Source organism: Pantoea sp. AS-PWVM4, assembly GCF_000468095.1.
GTDB classification, from domain to species: domain Bacteria; phylum Pseudomonadota; class Gammaproteobacteria; order Enterobacterales; family Enterobacteriaceae; genus Pantoea; species Pantoea phytobeneficialis.
Map to the genome: position 1 here is coordinate 182625 of NZ_ASZC01000007.1, position 14405 is coordinate 197029.

At 48.3% G+C, this 14405-nt stretch carries 16 protein-coding genes; 7 read left to right on the forward strand and 9 right to left on the reverse strand.

The features are described from left to right. Nucleotides 1-14: 14 nt before the first annotated feature. Complete coding sequence (locus L579_RS09245; protein ID WP_021183987.1) at nucleotides 15-1031, reverse strand: 1-aminocyclopropane-1-carboxylate deaminase; 1017 nt, start codon at nucleotides 1029-1031, stop codon at nucleotides 15-17. A 388-nt stretch (nucleotides 1032-1419) separates the two neighbouring features. Between L579_RS09245 and L579_RS09250 the strand changes: the two genes are divergently transcribed. Next, nucleotides 1420-2331, forward strand: a complete 912-nt coding sequence (locus L579_RS09250; RefSeq protein WP_021183989.1) for a DMT family transporter — start codon at nucleotides 1420-1422, stop codon at nucleotides 2329-2331. An 8-nt stretch (nucleotides 2332-2339) separates the two neighbouring features. Here L579_RS09250 and L579_RS09255 read toward each other — a convergent pair whose 3' ends face one another. Beyond that, nucleotides 2340-2837 carry an Lrp/AsnC family transcriptional regulator gene (locus tag L579_RS09255; RefSeq protein ID WP_021183990.1) on the reverse strand — a complete coding sequence of 166 codons (498 nt, stop codon included), beginning with the start codon at nucleotides 2835-2837 and terminating at the stop codon, nucleotides 2340-2342. Between the two features lie 153 nt (nucleotides 2838-2990). Between L579_RS09255 and L579_RS09260 the strand changes: the two genes are divergently transcribed. Further along, nucleotides 2991-3203 (forward strand): helix-turn-helix domain-containing protein, encoded by a 213-nt coding sequence (locus tag L579_RS09260; protein WP_051337958.1) that lies wholly within the window; start codon nucleotides 2991-2993, stop codon nucleotides 3201-3203. Nucleotides 3204-3330: 127 nt separating this feature from the next. On the opposite strand, the gene L579_RS09265 is transcribed toward L579_RS09260, so the two are convergent. The 4 genes from L579_RS09265 to L579_RS09280 form a co-directional block, all read right to left on the reverse strand. Further along, nucleotides 3331-3630, reverse strand: a complete 300-nt coding sequence (locus tag L579_RS09265) for a helix-turn-helix domain-containing protein (protein WP_021183993.1) — start codon at nucleotides 3628-3630, stop codon at nucleotides 3331-3333. Further along, nucleotides 3617-3994 carry a type II toxin-antitoxin system RelE/ParE family toxin gene (locus L579_RS09270; RefSeq protein WP_021183994.1) on the reverse strand — a complete coding sequence of 126 codons (378 nt, stop codon included), beginning with the start codon at nucleotides 3992-3994 and terminating at the stop codon, nucleotides 3617-3619. Before L579_RS09270 ends, L579_RS09265 begins: the two co-directional genes overlap by 14 nt. Nucleotides 3995-4103: 109 nt before the next feature. Further along, nucleotides 4104-4961, reverse strand: a complete 858-nt coding sequence (locus L579_RS09275; RefSeq protein ID WP_021183995.1) for an NAD(P)-dependent oxidoreductase — start codon at nucleotides 4959-4961, stop codon at nucleotides 4104-4106. Between the two features lie 154 nt (nucleotides 4962-5115). Beyond that, a complete protein-coding gene (locus L579_RS09280; RefSeq protein WP_021183996.1) occupies nucleotides 5116-6243 on the reverse strand; it encodes an MFS transporter in 1128 nt (375 codons plus the stop codon). Nucleotides 6244-6537: 294 nt separating this feature from the next. Here L579_RS09280 and L579_RS09285 point away from each other — a divergent pair, with 294 nt between their 5' ends. From L579_RS09285 to L579_RS09300, 4 genes are all read left to right on the forward strand, one after another. Then, nucleotides 6538-7158 (forward strand): TetR/AcrR family transcriptional regulator, encoded by a 621-nt coding sequence (locus L579_RS09285; protein WP_021183997.1) that lies wholly within the window; start codon nucleotides 6538-6540, stop codon nucleotides 7156-7158. Between the two features lie 192 nt (nucleotides 7159-7350). Then, complete coding sequence (locus L579_RS09290) at nucleotides 7351-8052, forward strand: hypothetical protein (protein WP_036626080.1); 702 nt, start codon at nucleotides 7351-7353, stop codon at nucleotides 8050-8052. A 46-nt stretch (nucleotides 8053-8098) separates the two neighbouring features. Continuing rightward, nucleotides 8099-9535: a hypothetical protein gene (locus L579_RS09295; RefSeq protein WP_021183999.1), complete on the forward strand. Its 1437-nt coding sequence runs from the start codon at nucleotides 8099-8101 to the stop codon at nucleotides 9533-9535. 228 nt (nucleotides 9536-9763) lie between these two features. Beyond that, nucleotides 9764-10258 carry a hypothetical protein gene (locus tag L579_RS09300; RefSeq protein ID WP_036626085.1) on the forward strand — a complete coding sequence of 165 codons (495 nt, stop codon included), beginning with the start codon at nucleotides 9764-9766 and terminating at the stop codon, nucleotides 10256-10258. Nucleotides 10259-10426: 168 nt separating this feature from the next. Here the strand turns inward: L579_RS09300 and L579_RS09305 are convergent, their stop codons facing one another. Further along, nucleotides 10427-11428, reverse strand: a complete 1002-nt coding sequence (locus tag L579_RS09305; protein ID WP_021184000.1) for a hypothetical protein — start codon at nucleotides 11426-11428, stop codon at nucleotides 10427-10429. A 396-nt stretch (nucleotides 11429-11824) separates the two neighbouring features. Between L579_RS09305 and L579_RS09310 the strand changes: the two genes are divergently transcribed. Then, on the forward strand, nucleotides 11825-12862 hold the full coding sequence (locus L579_RS09310) for a tyrosine-type recombinase/integrase (RefSeq protein WP_021184001.1): 1038 nt from the start codon (nucleotides 11825-11827) through the stop codon (nucleotides 12860-12862). Nucleotides 12863-12869: 7 nt separating this feature from the next. On the opposite strand, the gene L579_RS09315 is transcribed toward L579_RS09310, so the two are convergent. After that, the gene (locus L579_RS09315) at nucleotides 12870-13727 is read right to left on the reverse strand and encodes a helix-turn-helix transcriptional regulator (RefSeq protein ID WP_021184002.1); all 858 of its coding nucleotides are present in this window, start codon (nucleotides 13725-13727) and stop codon (nucleotides 12870-12872) included. A gap of 22 nt (nucleotides 13728-13749) precedes the next feature. Next, nucleotides 13750-14382: a YbhB/YbcL family Raf kinase inhibitor-like protein gene (locus L579_RS09320; protein ID WP_021184003.1), complete on the reverse strand. Its 633-nt coding sequence runs from the start codon at nucleotides 14380-14382 to the stop codon at nucleotides 13750-13752. Nucleotides 14383-14405: the final 23 nt, after the last annotated feature.

A 14405-nucleotide genomic window follows, 5' to 3' on the forward strand; every position in this document is an offset into this window, starting at 1 on the left:
ATTATCCCGAGGGATTAACCGTTACGGAAGATATAGCTGTAAGCACTCAGGGCTGGCGCACCCCCCAGGTGGGCATAGAGCACTTTCGAACCTTCCGGGAATTCGCCATTACGTACCATATCAATCATGCCCTGCATGGATTTGCCTTCATAAACCGGGTCGGTCAGTACCCCTTCGGTACGGGCGCACAGGCGAATCGCTTCCAGCGTGCCTTCGCTCGGTAAGCCGTATTCCGGGCCGCCGTAACGGGTATCCAGCACTACGTCCTCTTCGGTGATTTCACGACCCAGTTCGACCAGATTAGCCGTATTCTGCGCAATACGCAGGATTTGGGCTTTGGTCTTCTCGGGTTTGGCTGAAGCATCAATACCAATGACATTACGTGAACGGCCATCAGCGGCAAATCCCACCACCATGCCCGCCTGGGTACTGCCGGTGACCGAGCAGACTACGATGTAATCAAATTTAAAGCCCAGCTCTTTCTCCTGCTGACGAACCTCTTCGGCAAAGCCGACAAAGCCCAGACCGCCGTAGGGATGTTCTGAACATCCTGCCGGGATCGGGAACGGTTTGCCGCCATTTTCTGCCGCTTCTTCCATCGCCTGTTTCCAGCTTTCGCGGATCCCGATATCGAAACCGGCAGAATCAAGGCGCACATCGGCACCCATAATGCGTGACAGCTCGATATTGCCAACGCGGTCATAGACGGCATCGGCATAGTTCACCCAGTTCTCCTGCACCAGAACACATTTCATCCCGAGATGTGCGGCCACAGCGGCAACCTGGCGCGTCTGGTTGGACTGCACGCCACCAATGGAAACCAGCGTGTCACAACCCTGCGCCAGTGCTTCCGGGATCAGATATTCCATTTTACGGGTTTTGTTGCCACCGAAGGCCAGACCGCTGTTGCAGTCCTCGCGCTTGGCGTAAAGTTCTACTTTACCGCCTAACTCCGCACTCAGACGTTTCAGTGGGGTAATCGGCGATGGACCAAAAGTCAGAGGATAACGGGGGAATTTTTCAAGATTCATAGCTTCTCTCCGGGATAAATGAAGTCGCACGCCTTAAATTATGCTGCGCAGTTGATATTGGTTTGCGAAATAACAATATCGCATCGTGTTTGTTTTTCACATTTCGTTTTAATCACGTATTTTTTAATAAAAATCCATTCATATTTATGATCGCGACTGGAAGTTACATTTTTCAGCGTTATGACGAAATAAAATTAACATCGCTAATGGGTTGTCATCGACCTGCCTTTGGGTTTTTGATTAAAAATCATCAAGTTACCCTGATTTTGTTGCGCAAGGCTGACGTGATGCAGAACCCCTGAATCCATCATTGCCTTCTATTGAACGCACGCGGCTAACAATGCTATTTCTTTGTCCATTCCCCCCCATATTAATAATGAATATTCACATGACTGAAAATTACCAATATGCGAGCGGTGCCCGCCAAGGGATGTTGAAAGGCATAATTTTATTAGTCACTGCGATTATTTTATGGGGGTGTAACTGGCCGGTGATGAAAGCGGGTCTTTCACATATCACGCCACTGTGGTTTTCTACTTTGCGTTTTTCCTCCAGTGCGGCCGTCCTTTTTTTATTGCAGTTATCGACAGGACGGATACGTATTCCTGGTCGTCGGGAGTTGCCGGTGATATTCAGTGTCGGCCTGTTACAGATGATGGCGTTTACTGCGCTGGGGTGTATTGCGATGAATTATCTGCCCGCCGGAAAATCTGCCGTTTTGGCCTACACAACGCCATTGTGGGTTGTACCAGCTTCAGTATTTCTGTTTAAAGAAAAATTATCCTCGCTCCAGTTGTCCGGTGCGTTAATTGGCATTATTGGTATTGTGGTGTTATTTAATCCAATAGCTCTCGACTGGCACGATCACGGGCAAATTATCGCCAACGGACTGTTGTTGCTGGCTTCTCTTTGCTGGGCTATCTGCATTTTGCATTTGCGCCATACTGGCTCCCGACTCAATGCCTTTGAACTGGCACCGTGGCAAATGCTGCTCGCTACCCTGGTGCTACTGCCGCTGGCATGGGGGTTTGAGGGCAACTGGAGCGGCGATAACTCCCGCGAGCTGTTAGCAATCACCTTATTTGTGGGGCCGGTCGCCACGGCGTTCTGTTTTTGTGCGGTCAATGCCGCCAGTACGTGGTTATCCGGCGTCACCCTTTCATCAATGATGTTGTTGGTGCCGATTACCGGCCTGCTGGTGTCGGTGCCTGCATTGCACGAAGAACTGACATTACCCCTGATGGCGGGCGCGTTGCTGATTGCTCTGGGTATTGCGTTACTGACGCGTAAAAAAGCATGAGGACCGTTTTATAAAGGTATTTGTGTGGTAGAAAACACCTCACGCAAACCAATAAATGAACGGATCTGGCGTACACCGGGAAGAAATAATAATTGCTCGGCGTGGAGTTTATTAAAGCTCTGGTTATCTGCGGTGCGAATTAACATAATGTAGTCGAACTCACCGCTGACCATATGGCATTCCATGCAGCCGCGTATTTTACCGGCTTCACCTTCGAAATCTTTAAAGGATTCAGGAGTGGAACGATCAAGAACAATGCCAATCATCACCACCAGACCCGCATTTAATGTTTCCGGGTTGAGTAATGCAACAGTGCTTTTTATAAAACCGAGCTTTTTTAACCGTTCGACACGGCGCAGACAAGCGGGAGGGCTGAGGTTGATTTTCTCAGCCAGGGTGACATTAGCGATAGAGCTGTCGCGCTGTAAAATTCGGAGTATTGCCATGTCAAAGCGGTCGAGTGTTTTATCACCATTTGTGATGTCCGGATTCTTCTTTTGCTCCATGATCTCCGCCTTGTATAATATGAATATCTTATTTTTGTCATAGCCTGTTCTTATATTTTTGTTGGCTACGAGAATTGCTTGTTTGCATCCTTTCATTGGAATATAAAAAAATCAATCAGAATTAAATTAACTCCAGTATTGATGAAGGTGACAATGGCTTCGATTGACATTTATATCTCTGAACGCTTGCGACATTTGAGAAAAGCGCAGGGCTGGAGTTTGAGTGAAACAGAGAGAATGACCGGGGTCAGCAAATCAATGCTCGGTCAGATCGAGCGAGGAGAATCGAGTCCGACGCTGGCGACTATCGAGAAGATATCCGCTGGATTTCAGCTGACGTTAAAAGATTTCCTGAATCTGTCTTAACTCAGGAACCTTGCGTACTCATGCTATGCCTTAGCTGTACGAGAAGGTCATGGTGCAAAAAGTCATGATACATCACCTGGTTGAAGTGGATAAAAAGCCCCACTTTTTGATGCGGCATCTGTGGTTTTTACAGATTAAGCGCAATACGCTTACCATCTGGTAAGGTTACATCAAGCGCCAACTCACCACCCAGGGCAGCGACGTAACGTTTCAGAGTTGACAGTTTAGGGTCGTTATCAACCTTTTCAATCTTCACTATCGAAGGTTGGCTAATACCCAGCGCGGCCGCAAGCTGAGTTTGTGATACTTCTAATTCTTCGCGCAGTTTCGCTAATGTGATTTCCTGCCGAATTTCAGCAGTTCTCGCAGCAATGCGCGCCTGGCTTTCAGGTGAGCGTTTTTCGAGCAATTTTTTATACGTCGCCATCTTCTTTTGCCTCTAGTGATTTCAGATGTGATGCGTACTCAGCATCTGCAATTTTAATCATTCGTTTGTAGAATAGTTTTTCGACCTGGCCCTTCTTATCACCGGCGCATAAGATAATGGCCTTACGTGTTGGATCGAACGCAAAGAACAAGCGGAACGGGTGTCCACCAACCTGTACTCGCAGTTCTTTCATATTGGTATAATTTGAGCCGTTAAGCTGGTCAACCTGTGGGCGCCCCAGGTTAGGACCGTCTTCCTCAAGAATGCCAAAGTGGGCTAAAATCTCTTCCTGCACATCGTCAGCTTGAGCCTCAAACCAGTTATCAAATAACGTCCGTGTGATGATTTCCCAGGCCAATTCCATCAATCTCCTATAACCCACAAGCTATAAAAAGATTATACCTTGTAGGTTATATATGCAACATTTTAGACGCCAATATCTTCTATTTAGATGCTGGAAGTTAGTTCTTTGCTCAGCGTCTGTTCGCCGACCGAATGGTATAATCCGCGATGATCGACCAGTCTTTGTCACCTCCGTCAGCATGAACAGCGCGGGCCATTTGCTCGTTCACTGCTGCCAGCATGGGCAGCTTTGCACTCAATGTTGCGGCGGCTTCTCTGGCGAGTCCCAGGTCTTTCAGGCCCAGACTGGCTTTGAACCCCGGTTCATAAACCTCTGCCATGATGTTTCGTGAATAGACCTGATAGCTCCGGCCGCCAAACAATGTATTGAGTATGAGATCAAAAAATTGTGCTCGATCCAGTCCATTGGATTCCGTGAGCACTACGGCTTCCGCCATCGCTTCAATCGCCATAGTGATCATCATGTTGCAGGCGATCTTCGCTGCATGTGCAGCCGTTTGTTTCTCTCCCATTTCCCATACGCGTTTGCTGATGACGTCCAGCACCGGCCTCACTCGGTCCAACGCATCCGGCAGACCGGCAGCAAGGACATTCAGCTCCCCGCGTGCGGCGACATCCGGCCGGCCCAACACCGGCGCTGCTACATAACTTATCCCGGCTTGTTGATGAACCAGGGCTAGTTGCTGTGAAAAACTTACCGATATGGTTGAGGAAATAATATGCACGAGATTTGGGTTGGCTCCGGCAAGCAAGTCGCCATCGATGATGACTTGCTGGATTGCTGCATCGTCAGAAAGAAGAGTGATTGCGACATCACCCAGCAACGCCTCTTCTGGCGCATTGACGTTTATGATGCCCTCAATCTCACGGCCTGAGCGGCTCCAGGCATATACCCGGTGTCCGGCAGCCACTAAATTTCGCGCGATGGCACTCCCCATCGCGCCCATCCCAATGATGCCAATGTTCATGATGTTGTCCTCTGATGAATTAGATATGGCTGGCGCGTACACGCACCGGCGCAATATCCGTAAACTGCACGACGTCTGCCATTACCGCAGTGGCAGAAGCTTCGATGGCGCTGTCATCGCGGAAAATGCATTCGCATATCGCAACGGTTCCTGGCTAATGCCCTGGGCGCGCACCTGCTCTGAACCCCTGTTCCCGCGCCCGCCATGTGATAAGAAATGCGATGATCAGCAACAGGATGAGCACCGGTGGGAAAACCTGTGCCCCCCAGTTATTGAGCAAAATGCCGCCAACAAGACCGCCAGCTGCGATAGCGCCGTTCCAGGCCACCACATTGATCGAGAGCGCAAGATCAGCGCCCTCGCCCGCGCTATCCGCCAACGCGGTTTGCAGCAGCGTTGCTGCGCCACCGAAAGTGAATCCCCATACCGCTACACCGGCATAAATCACCGCCGGTACTTGTGCAGAGGCCATAAACACCACAGAAACCAGCGTAAAAATGGCAAGGCTAGCCAGCACGCAGGTACGCAGATGGCGATCTACCAGACGCCCGGTAACCGCGATCGCCAGCAATGCCGCGAGTCCAAAAGTGAGCAGAATGACATCTGTCTGTGAAGCGAGGCCCGCCAAATCAAGGAACGGTGCGATGTAGGTATAAAGAATGTTGTGCGCCAGCATCCAGGTAATAACGACGCTGAGGACCGGGCGTACCCCTTTGGTGGTCAGTACGTGCAGCAGCGGCAGGCGTTCATGGCGGGACTGCCCCGGATAATCGGGTACGCTGGTCAGCACCCATATCACCAGCACAACGGTCAGGGCGGATATCCCGGCAAAGGCACTTCTCCAGCCGATTACCCCACCAAGCCATGTTCCCAATGGCAGGCCCAGTGAAAGGGCGATTGGCGTTCCGACCATGGCAATCGCCATAGCTTTACCCTGCTGGTGGATGGCAACCATACGACGCGCATAACCGGCCAGCAGGCTCCATGACAGCCCTGCCGCTACCCCGGCAAAGAATCGAGCCATCAGTGTGAGCCAGTAATGTGAGGACAACGCGGTAATCGAGTTGAAAATAAAGAAACCGGCAATGGCAAGCAGCAGCACATTGCGGCGTCGCCAGCTTTGCGTGGCAATGGTCAGCGGTATCGCAGCCAATAGTGAGCCAAGAGCATAAGCAGTCACGGTCTGACCTGCGAGGGAATTCGAGATACTCAAGCCAGACGCGATTTGCGGCAATAATCCGGCTGGCAACGTTTCAGTAATGATGCAGATGAAACCTGTCATTGCCAGGGCAAGTAACGCTGAAACTGGCAGCCTCTGTGTTTCTGAATGGGGTTGCGGAGCTGCTCGCTCATTCGGTTGTGTAAAGATAGTCTCGTTCTCCATACGTCCTTCAATGTTGCGATATGTACCGATTGGTATATATATTGGTGTGGAAATTTGTACCTGGTATAACCGGGTGCCAACTTATGGGGTTGATTTGTGTATCGATCGCTACATTAGTCAGAGAGGAAATCTTTGTCAACGATATATGTATCGATTAGTATGTTAGTCGTTAGATTCTGACGGGAGAAAACAATGGCGACTATGGGCCGACCAAGAACGTTTGACAGAGATAAGGCGATTGAAGATGCCATGTTTCTTTTCTGGCAGCATGGCTATGAATCAACCTCACTCGCCCAACTGAAGGCGGGGATCAACAACGGCATCTCAGCGCCCAGTTTCTATGCCGCTTTTGGATCGAAAGAAGCGCTATTCCGGGAGTGCGTGCAGCGTTATATCGCCACTTATGCTCAGGTCACCGAGTTCTTATGGGATAACAACCTGTCAGCTCGCGATGCCCTTGAAACGACGTTACGCCGTTCAGCAGAAATGCAATGTGAGCCAGGACATCCATCCGGCTGCATGGTAGGTCTGGGGGCGATGAGCGCGCCCTCCGCTGAAAATACTGCTGTCGCTGAACCGCTGGAGCGCTCGCGTAATCGCACCAGGGCAGGCGTTGTCGCAACAATTGAGCGTGGCGTTGTGACGGGACAGCTTAACAAAAGCGTCGATGTGAAAGCATTAGCGGCAATGTTCAGTACTTTTTTGTTTGGTATATCAATTCAGGCGCGCGATGGTGCCAACCTTGATGAGCTGAACAAGGCTATCACGCAGATGATGTGGCTGTGGGATAGCAATAAACAGAATGAAGATTGATATTTTCCGTTGTTATAACTGCATCGGGGTCCGAATAACGTATCCTGATGGTTGTTACAGCTCAGCGAAATTCCCCCTCATTTACCTGATGCATTAATCCAGCCGACAGAAAATTTGCAGTGCAGATAAAGTTTTCCGCCTTTTTGCCGATGTTATCTCCCATAGCAAACCGTTACTTTTATGGATGAAAACATGTCGAAAAAATTGACTCTGTCTCTATTGGCAACAACATTAACGCTGACCGGATGTGCTTCAAAACCCCTTCCTCCAACTGAAAAGCGTGTCCAGACTGAAACAATTACTTCAGAAAACCAATCCCAGCTTACTGTTGAAGGTTGGCAGGACCTCGAAACCGATTACAGTCGCCCCTCAGACACACAATTGCGTTATATCACTCAAGGTGACACCACTAAAGCGACGGCATTAAAAACACTTCAGTTTGTTTCAATGATATTTGTCGGCGGCCAGATTCAGGGATTTAGCAAGGATCAACTTAAAGGAACACAAGCCGTTGGTGTTATGAATCCGTCGCTTTCATACCTGACTCCGCGAGTGAGCGAAGTCCTTAAAGCCGAGATGGATCGTCTACCAGCCAAAAAATACGATAAACCGCTAATTATAAAGCCATTGACCTGGAAGCTGATTTATAAAAATCTCGCAGGCGGTGATGACAATTATCAATTAGTGATGACGACGACACTCACACGTACTGTCAGCGATCCAGCGGGACACCCAACATCCAAACAAATCGAATGCAGCTCGGATGCAACCACGCCGCAATTCACCCTCCCGCAGTGGCAGGCAAATAATTATGCCAAAGTAAATGAGGTCACGCAGAAACTCATGGATAGCTGCGTAACAACCTTCACCAGCCAGGTGCGATCCTTTCTTTGATGCGGCCAACATACAGGCATCATGGGAAAATAGAACAGGGTAAAAAATGAAAAAGTCGATAACGCTGCTGGCAGCACTGACAACGTTGTGTGCAGTCAGTGCGGTACAAGCCAGCGATGAAAAATTGCCGCCGCCGAATGTCAGCAATGTTTTTATTAATCCTCTTTATTTCTATCGTCAGAATGACCACCTAACCTACGTTACGATGGTGAAACTGAATAATGGTTCCAGTGTTGAACGCTGGAATACCGTGGACTGCGGGAATAAAAAATATTATCGATTGTATCTCGATATCTTAAATAAAGACGGCAAACTGAGTGATCGCTTTTACGGTGATAAAAGTTATGGACGCTATGCCCCGCCGCTGGAAATAACCGGTAATGAGGCAAAGGCAGCCGCAATCCTGTGCGATATCAAAGTTAAAAACAGCGACTGGGTTTACAGCGAAAAGAAAAATAATGTCGGTAAGGATATTCCGGAAGCCTCTTCGCTGGTGGATGTCGCGAATGTCATCAAAGTTAAGGACAAGCTGCTTGTCCGGTTGGGTTACGGCTACGATGAGATCGATTACGACCCGCCTTACGATGCTCCTTTTGATCTTAAAGTCGAATACCACGTTTACGACTGTAAAACCGACCAGGACACGGTGATCGGGGCGACAGATGTGGATCCTCACGGGTTCGTTACCGACAGTTTGATCGGTGAAGCAATGAAAAAGCGTGCATCTGACTTTACTAACAGTCCGGCAGTTGTGGAATCATTCAAAACAATGTGCCGCATGGACGAACCCCAGCGCTATGCCGGATCAGGAAAATACCAGAGTCATCCGCATAAAACGGTTGCCAAATACAGCGGACCAATCCTTCCTGACTTCAGGGATAATAATCCGAACTGGATAATGAAGTTTCCGCTGACACCGGAGGTGGAGTCGAAGGGGATTGCACTGATTGCGAACTGGGCGGAGCCTCGCTTCAGACAACTCAAATGGACAGAAACGCAGGCCGATGATAAGCCGGTGAAAATAATCGCTGATGTTCAGGCTAATGGTCTGGTACGGCGGCTTGAGGACTACAACGTTTTTCTCGCGCAGCGCATTATGGTCGCGAATGACATTCAACTGGAGGGGGCAATGAGCATCAGCCCTCTTCCGTCCATCACGCAAAGGATCGAAACTACGTTACGTTTCCCTTTATTCAAGGGGCAGCATTATCATGTGCTAACGCTGACCAAGGGGCAAGACGGCGAAAAGGTCACGCGGATTGAGCGAGACTGCGACGTCGTATCCAGTGGAGATGCTGCAAAGATTAACGCTGCATTTACCGGGAGCTACTGGCGCGTGGAATGTACGCAGTCAGGTTCGGATGGCCCGGAAAAATCAGCAATCGCATGGTTAAATGATTTGCGGATCTTCCTTCCCCTCGAACGTACTTATCATGGTGTGGTAAAACCGATAGCAATTACGGATGTGGGGATTACCCGTTAAAAACGTTTTTTATCGGATATTGGATGCGGCCATAACGTTTGGCTGCTACCTGGACGGAATAACATCAGGGATGCTTCGGTTTCCTTGATGTTAACGCAGTTAAATGTGTTAATCGGTATTCAGTGCCGTCATAATGTACATCATGCGATGGTAATAGACATCGCTACTCGCTCAGAGATAGAATAAGGTTCAACTTTATTAATTAAAATCAGTAACTAAGGATTTATTTTGAAATTTATTTCTGGGCGGGCTTATTTCGCGCTTTTTTCTCTGCCAGCATTATTTATCTCAACCTATGTACATGCCAGCGTTATCACCTACACACAGGCTCAATCCGATGAGATAGCCGGGCATGCAACGCGAGCAGTCAGGCTTGCGGAATGTGTCGCACTCGGTGCCCAGGCAAGGGTTGACGGTAAAAAATTGCAGGTCCTTGCTAAAAACTTTAGCAAAGAGTCAGATGCATTTTTAGCGGGTATTGATGCAGGGAATATTTCAAAAGAAGCAGCGGGTAAGATCCCGATGATTTGGAGTGCTCTTCTAAATGATTATCACACGTCATATGAGTTTGTGAAAGGCGCACTATGGAATGCCGAACAAGAGCAAGCACGGAAAGCATTTTCGGAAGGCATTGACTCTAATCAGACATGGTCAAAATACAGTAGCGCCCTGACAAACTCAGCTGCATTGCTTTATAATGACAAAAACTGCGAGTTATTATAATACATATTTCACCGTGTATTATCAGGGGGCTTTTTACCCTGAAAATAGTTATTTATGGGCAGTCATGGGAAACTTTCTCACCTGGCTGTCTCACTGGGGCTGGCACCGGTATTTTTTCAACGGCCTGCCCCATATCTTTATGGTGAAAAAGTTAGAGCCATATGGATTTTAATTGATTTCAACTTTCTCTACAATAAATCCATCCCTACGGAAAAAGTCTAACACTCGTTCTATGTTGCCTATGCCCCACTGATTAGATATTGCCACAACCTCGCCAGATGCAAGCTCGATCAAGTCATCGTCATTTATATGATATCGGTTTCTTCTCTCGTCACTGATAAGTTCTGCTAAGGCAATAGTACGGTTTTTTATGACTCCAGATAATTTCATATGGAGCTCATCAAAGTTGGCCGGATTATTTTTTTCTATCCAGTCAGTGAAAATTTCTAAAGCCAGATTTCTTTTATTCAGGGTGAGTCCCTTATATTTATAACTTGAGTAGTCTTTTTCTGACTTCTTAGCGCTGGCAATCTGTTCTGTACGCTTCTCTCTGAATCTAACTTGATATTCGTTTAACTCAGGAACTGGAATGATCTGCTCTGCGTTGATGAGAACTTCACCTTTAAAACTATAGGGTGTGATTTTCACACAACTAATATCAACACCTTTGTCTCTTAACCAAATAGCTGTGGTAGTCAGTTCTTTACTAAACCCAGCAGATGCCAGAATGATTCTTATGTCTTTGCCGAAATCGGCTAATTGCGTTTCTTGAAGCTCGACAAAATCTAATATTTTTTCTTTAGCGTCAATATCAAGATTGTTTTTAGAAAGAAAGTTTTGATAATATTCGCAGGCCTTAGAAAAACTCATTGTAGATATCATCGCAGCATACCTTAAAGCCTGGAGCTCCATATGAGCGCCAAACTCGTCGCGCTTTAATTCTATCACAACCAGATTCGCCTGCTTATCAATAGCTAAAATGTCGATTCTCCGTCGGCTATCTTCCCAATCAGAAAATTCTTCGGCAATCACAAGGCAATCAGGCGCGAGTATGGCGATGTTGTTTTTAATTGCCTCCTGTAAATCATAGCGCTCTTGTAGTCCTTCATTAGAAAATGTTGTTATCTCCAGGGGAGTCAAAACTTTGTTTGAAATATTATACAACGCCACAGAAGCTCCTTATAAAAACCGACGCAGAATCACTAAGCAAAGTGATAACCAACTTTTGGTATTTATACCTTTATTGAGGACTGCTTGCCAATCAACAATTTGACTTCGCTTCACACTAAGATGCATCAGGCATCTGCCGTATCCTGTTCACCCTGCTTCAAGTACGAGCCATTTTCATTTTAGCCCTCTAACTTTACATAATGGATGTTATGTAAAGTTAGGATCCTTAAAAGGATCCGGGTATGATAACCGCCATCAATCGTATTTTGGCATCAGCAACAAAACTGCTCATAAATCAGGCGTCGCTACGCAAAATTTGCAGGGTAATTTCCCACGCGTTATCCCAGAATTTACGTAGCGCGATCAATTCAATAATCGACCAAATAACACGCGATAATGACGGAATTTGTACAGAACACCGCTCTGGCTCTCAACTTCCCCGATGACGGTGACATTTCAGCGCGACTGAAAGAGTTTGTTCAGGACAGAGATGCGTTTTCAACCAACACCTGGTCACAGTTGATGAGTGTGATGGCAGTATGCTGGCGCTGGTCGCAAGAAAATCAACGCAGCTTTTTGCCAATGTTGTCCAGCGATCTCCGTGACTATCTCTCCTGGCTACAGCAGGCCGGACGGGCCTCAAGTACCATTTCAACCCATGCCTCGTTGATCTCAATGTTACACCGTAACGCCGGAGTCACACCGCCGAACGTCTCACCCCTGATTTATCGTGTAATGAAGAAGATAAACCGCATGGCGGTGACGTCCGGGGAGCGCGCAGGTCAGGCCGTACCGTTCAGACTGGCTGATCTGGATAAGGTCGATGATTGCTGGGCGGGTTCTGAACGCTTGCAGGAATTGCGTAACCTCGCCTTTCTGCATATCGCCTACAGCACTCTGCTCCGTATCAGTGAAATATCGCGCATCCGCGTGCGCGATATCTCAAGGGCTGAAGATGGGCGGATCATTCTCGACATTTCACATACAAAAACTATCGTCATGACGGGTGGACTGATCAAAGCGCTGAGCAGCTATTCCAGCCAGCGTATTGATGAATGGCTTAAGGCATCTGGCCTGTTAAGTGAGCCTGATGCATTTCTGTTCTGTCGGGTTCACCGTTCTAACAAAGCGCTTCCGTCAGAACAGCAAATATTAAGTCGCCCTGCTGTTGAGGACATATTCAGAAAAGCCTGGGATGTTGCGGGTCAGATCGAGCCAGTCAGGGCAAATAAAAACCGCTACCGTAACTGGAGTGGTCACAGTGCGCGTGTTGGTGCTGCGCAGGACATGACTAAAAACGGCTATCCGGTAGCGCAGATCATGCAGGAAGGCACCTGGAAAAAGCCTGAAACCCTGATGCGTTACATCCGTAATGTTGATGCGCATGAAGGTGCGATGGTCGATATGATGGAAAAAAAGAAAGGCAGATACTGACCTGAAGTTATCTCAGCTGTGCTGGCGAATTGCCAAAGCGATAGCGGAATCGTTCGGTAAATCGTGATACCGATTTGTAGCCGCATGCATCAGCAACCTGGGTAAGATTCCAGTGGGTAGTTTGGATCAACATAAGGGCATGGTGCATCCGGATATCCAAAAGCAACTGTTCAAACCGCACGCCCTCCTGCCGCAAGCGTCGGCGAAGTGTCGATTCACTCATCGCCAGTGCATCACCGGCCAGTCTGGCGGTCCATCCTTTATCCGGTGCTTCTCGTAACAGCTTGCTCAGACGTGGAAAAATTCCCTGCTGATGAGGTAATAAGAAGTGAACACGTTGTTCCGCCAGTACCAGAAGAAGGTCAAAGATGCGCAGGCGAACCCGTTCATCACTCATCAGTGGGTTTTGCAGCGTTGCCAGTAAATCTTGCACTGAATCTTTAATATCGCTCAGTAATTCCACTGTGGTTATCTGCGCATTTTTTCTGGCAGCGGCGAGATATTGCGGAAAATGTTGATAGAAACCGTCGAGCACATCCGAATTCAGGGAAATAAACAGGGAACGAAACGGGGAAGCATCGTTTGCCGGGTACTTAACATAGTCCGCATCGACCCCCTGGTCGATCACGCCCAGCAGCGTTGGTGTGTTCAGTTCATACGAAGTTGCGACGTGGGAGAACTCAATCCTGCCGGAAAGCACCAGCAACAGCGTCGGTTCATAAAAGAAAAATGAACTCGCCTTCTGCTGAATCTTCAATTCTGGCCATGCAACGGAGATTAAATTTGCCCGCCGAAGACTGTCACGGGAAAAACCAGACCCAGGCACTGGACTCTCTTTAACAGGCAATGCACTTTCACTGGTCATGGTTTTTCCTGATTTTGTATCGTTAAATCTTCACGTCTGGATTCAGGCTATAAAGCCCGGTCAGTTTGGCTTCAGCCAGGACATGACCCTTTTTCACTGCTTGCAGGATGTTCGCTCCAGTCAGTTCGCCTTCGACTGTCAGGGTCGGCGCTGCCAGTGCATATAATGTGAAAACATAATGATGCACGATCTCATCATTCCAGGGGGGGCATGGGCCATCATAACCATAGTAAGTCCCGCCCATAGCATCATCGCCGGCAAACCAGGCGGTATAGTCGTTGATGCCATGTTTCAGTCCACCAGGTGCTTGCGGCCCGGTTTTGCCCTTGGCCGTAATGCCGTTTGACTGTGCACCCTCAGCGATTTCTGTCTGCGTAGCCGGAATATCAAACAGCGACCAGTGATAGAAATCGGTTCGCGGCAGTGAAGCCGGAACAACTTTGCCTTCCTGATTGACGTTTTCGCCGCTGGTCGGGACATCGTAATCATGGCAAATCAATACCAGTGACTGTGTTCCGGCAGGCAGATCTGACCAGCCGAAATGCGGATTCTGGTTATCAGACAAACGTACATGGCTCTGTGCATCATAAACCGCGAAGCTGTTTTTTCCGGGGATGACATCCCCGTCATTGAAGCTGTGGCTGAATAATTTCATCTCTTCTCCTTGTGCGACTCGGA

What these genes read in the sequence shown, in the direction of transcription:
- L579_RS09320 (WP_021184003.1), bottom strand. Translation starts at nt 14,382, where the DNA reads ATGAAATTATTCAGCCACAGCTTCAATGACGGGGATGTCATCCCCGGA.
- L579_RS09315 (WP_021184002.1), bottom strand. Translation starts at nt 13,727, where the DNA reads ATGACCAGTGAAAGTGCATTGCCTGTTAAAGAGAGTCCAGTGCCTGGG.
- L579_RS09245 (WP_021183987.1), bottom strand. Translation starts at nt 1,031, where the DNA reads ATGAATCTTGAAAAATTCCCCCGTTATCCTCTGACTTTTGGTCCATCG.
- L579_RS09275 (WP_021183995.1), bottom strand. Translation starts at nt 4,961, where the DNA reads ATGAACATTGGCATCATTGGGATGGGCGCGATGGGGAGTGCCATCGCG.
- L579_RS09295 (WP_021183999.1), top strand. Translation starts at nt 8,099, where the DNA reads ATGAAAAAGTCGATAACGCTGCTGGCAGCACTGACAACGTTGTGTGCA.
- L579_RS09255 (WP_021183990.1), bottom strand. Translation starts at nt 2,837, where the DNA reads ATGGAGCAAAAGAAGAATCCGGACATCACAAATGGTGATAAAACACTC.
- L579_RS09285 (WP_021183997.1), top strand. Translation starts at nt 6,538, where the DNA reads ATGGCGACTATGGGCCGACCAAGAACGTTTGACAGAGATAAGGCGATT.
- L579_RS09250 (WP_021183989.1), top strand. Translation starts at nt 1,420, where the DNA reads ATGACTGAAAATTACCAATATGCGAGCGGTGCCCGCCAAGGGATGTTG.
- L579_RS09290 (WP_036626080.1), top strand. Translation starts at nt 7,351, where the DNA reads ATGTCGAAAAAATTGACTCTGTCTCTATTGGCAACAACATTAACGCTG.
- L579_RS09260 (WP_051337958.1), top strand. Translation starts at nt 2,991, where the DNA reads ATGGCTTCGATTGACATTTATATCTCTGAACGCTTGCGACATTTGAGA.
- L579_RS09310 (WP_021184001.1), top strand. Translation starts at nt 11,825, where the DNA reads ATGACGGAATTTGTACAGAACACCGCTCTGGCTCTCAACTTCCCCGAT.
- L579_RS09270 (WP_021183994.1), bottom strand. Translation starts at nt 3,994, where the DNA reads ATGGAATTGGCCTGGGAAATCATCACACGGACGTTATTTGATAACTGG.
- L579_RS09280 (WP_021183996.1), bottom strand. Translation starts at nt 6,243, where the DNA reads ATGACAGGTTTCATCTGCATCATTACTGAAACGTTGCCAGCCGGATTA.
- L579_RS09265 (WP_021183993.1), bottom strand. Translation starts at nt 3,630, where the DNA reads ATGGCGACGTATAAAAAATTGCTCGAAAAACGCTCACCTGAAAGCCAG.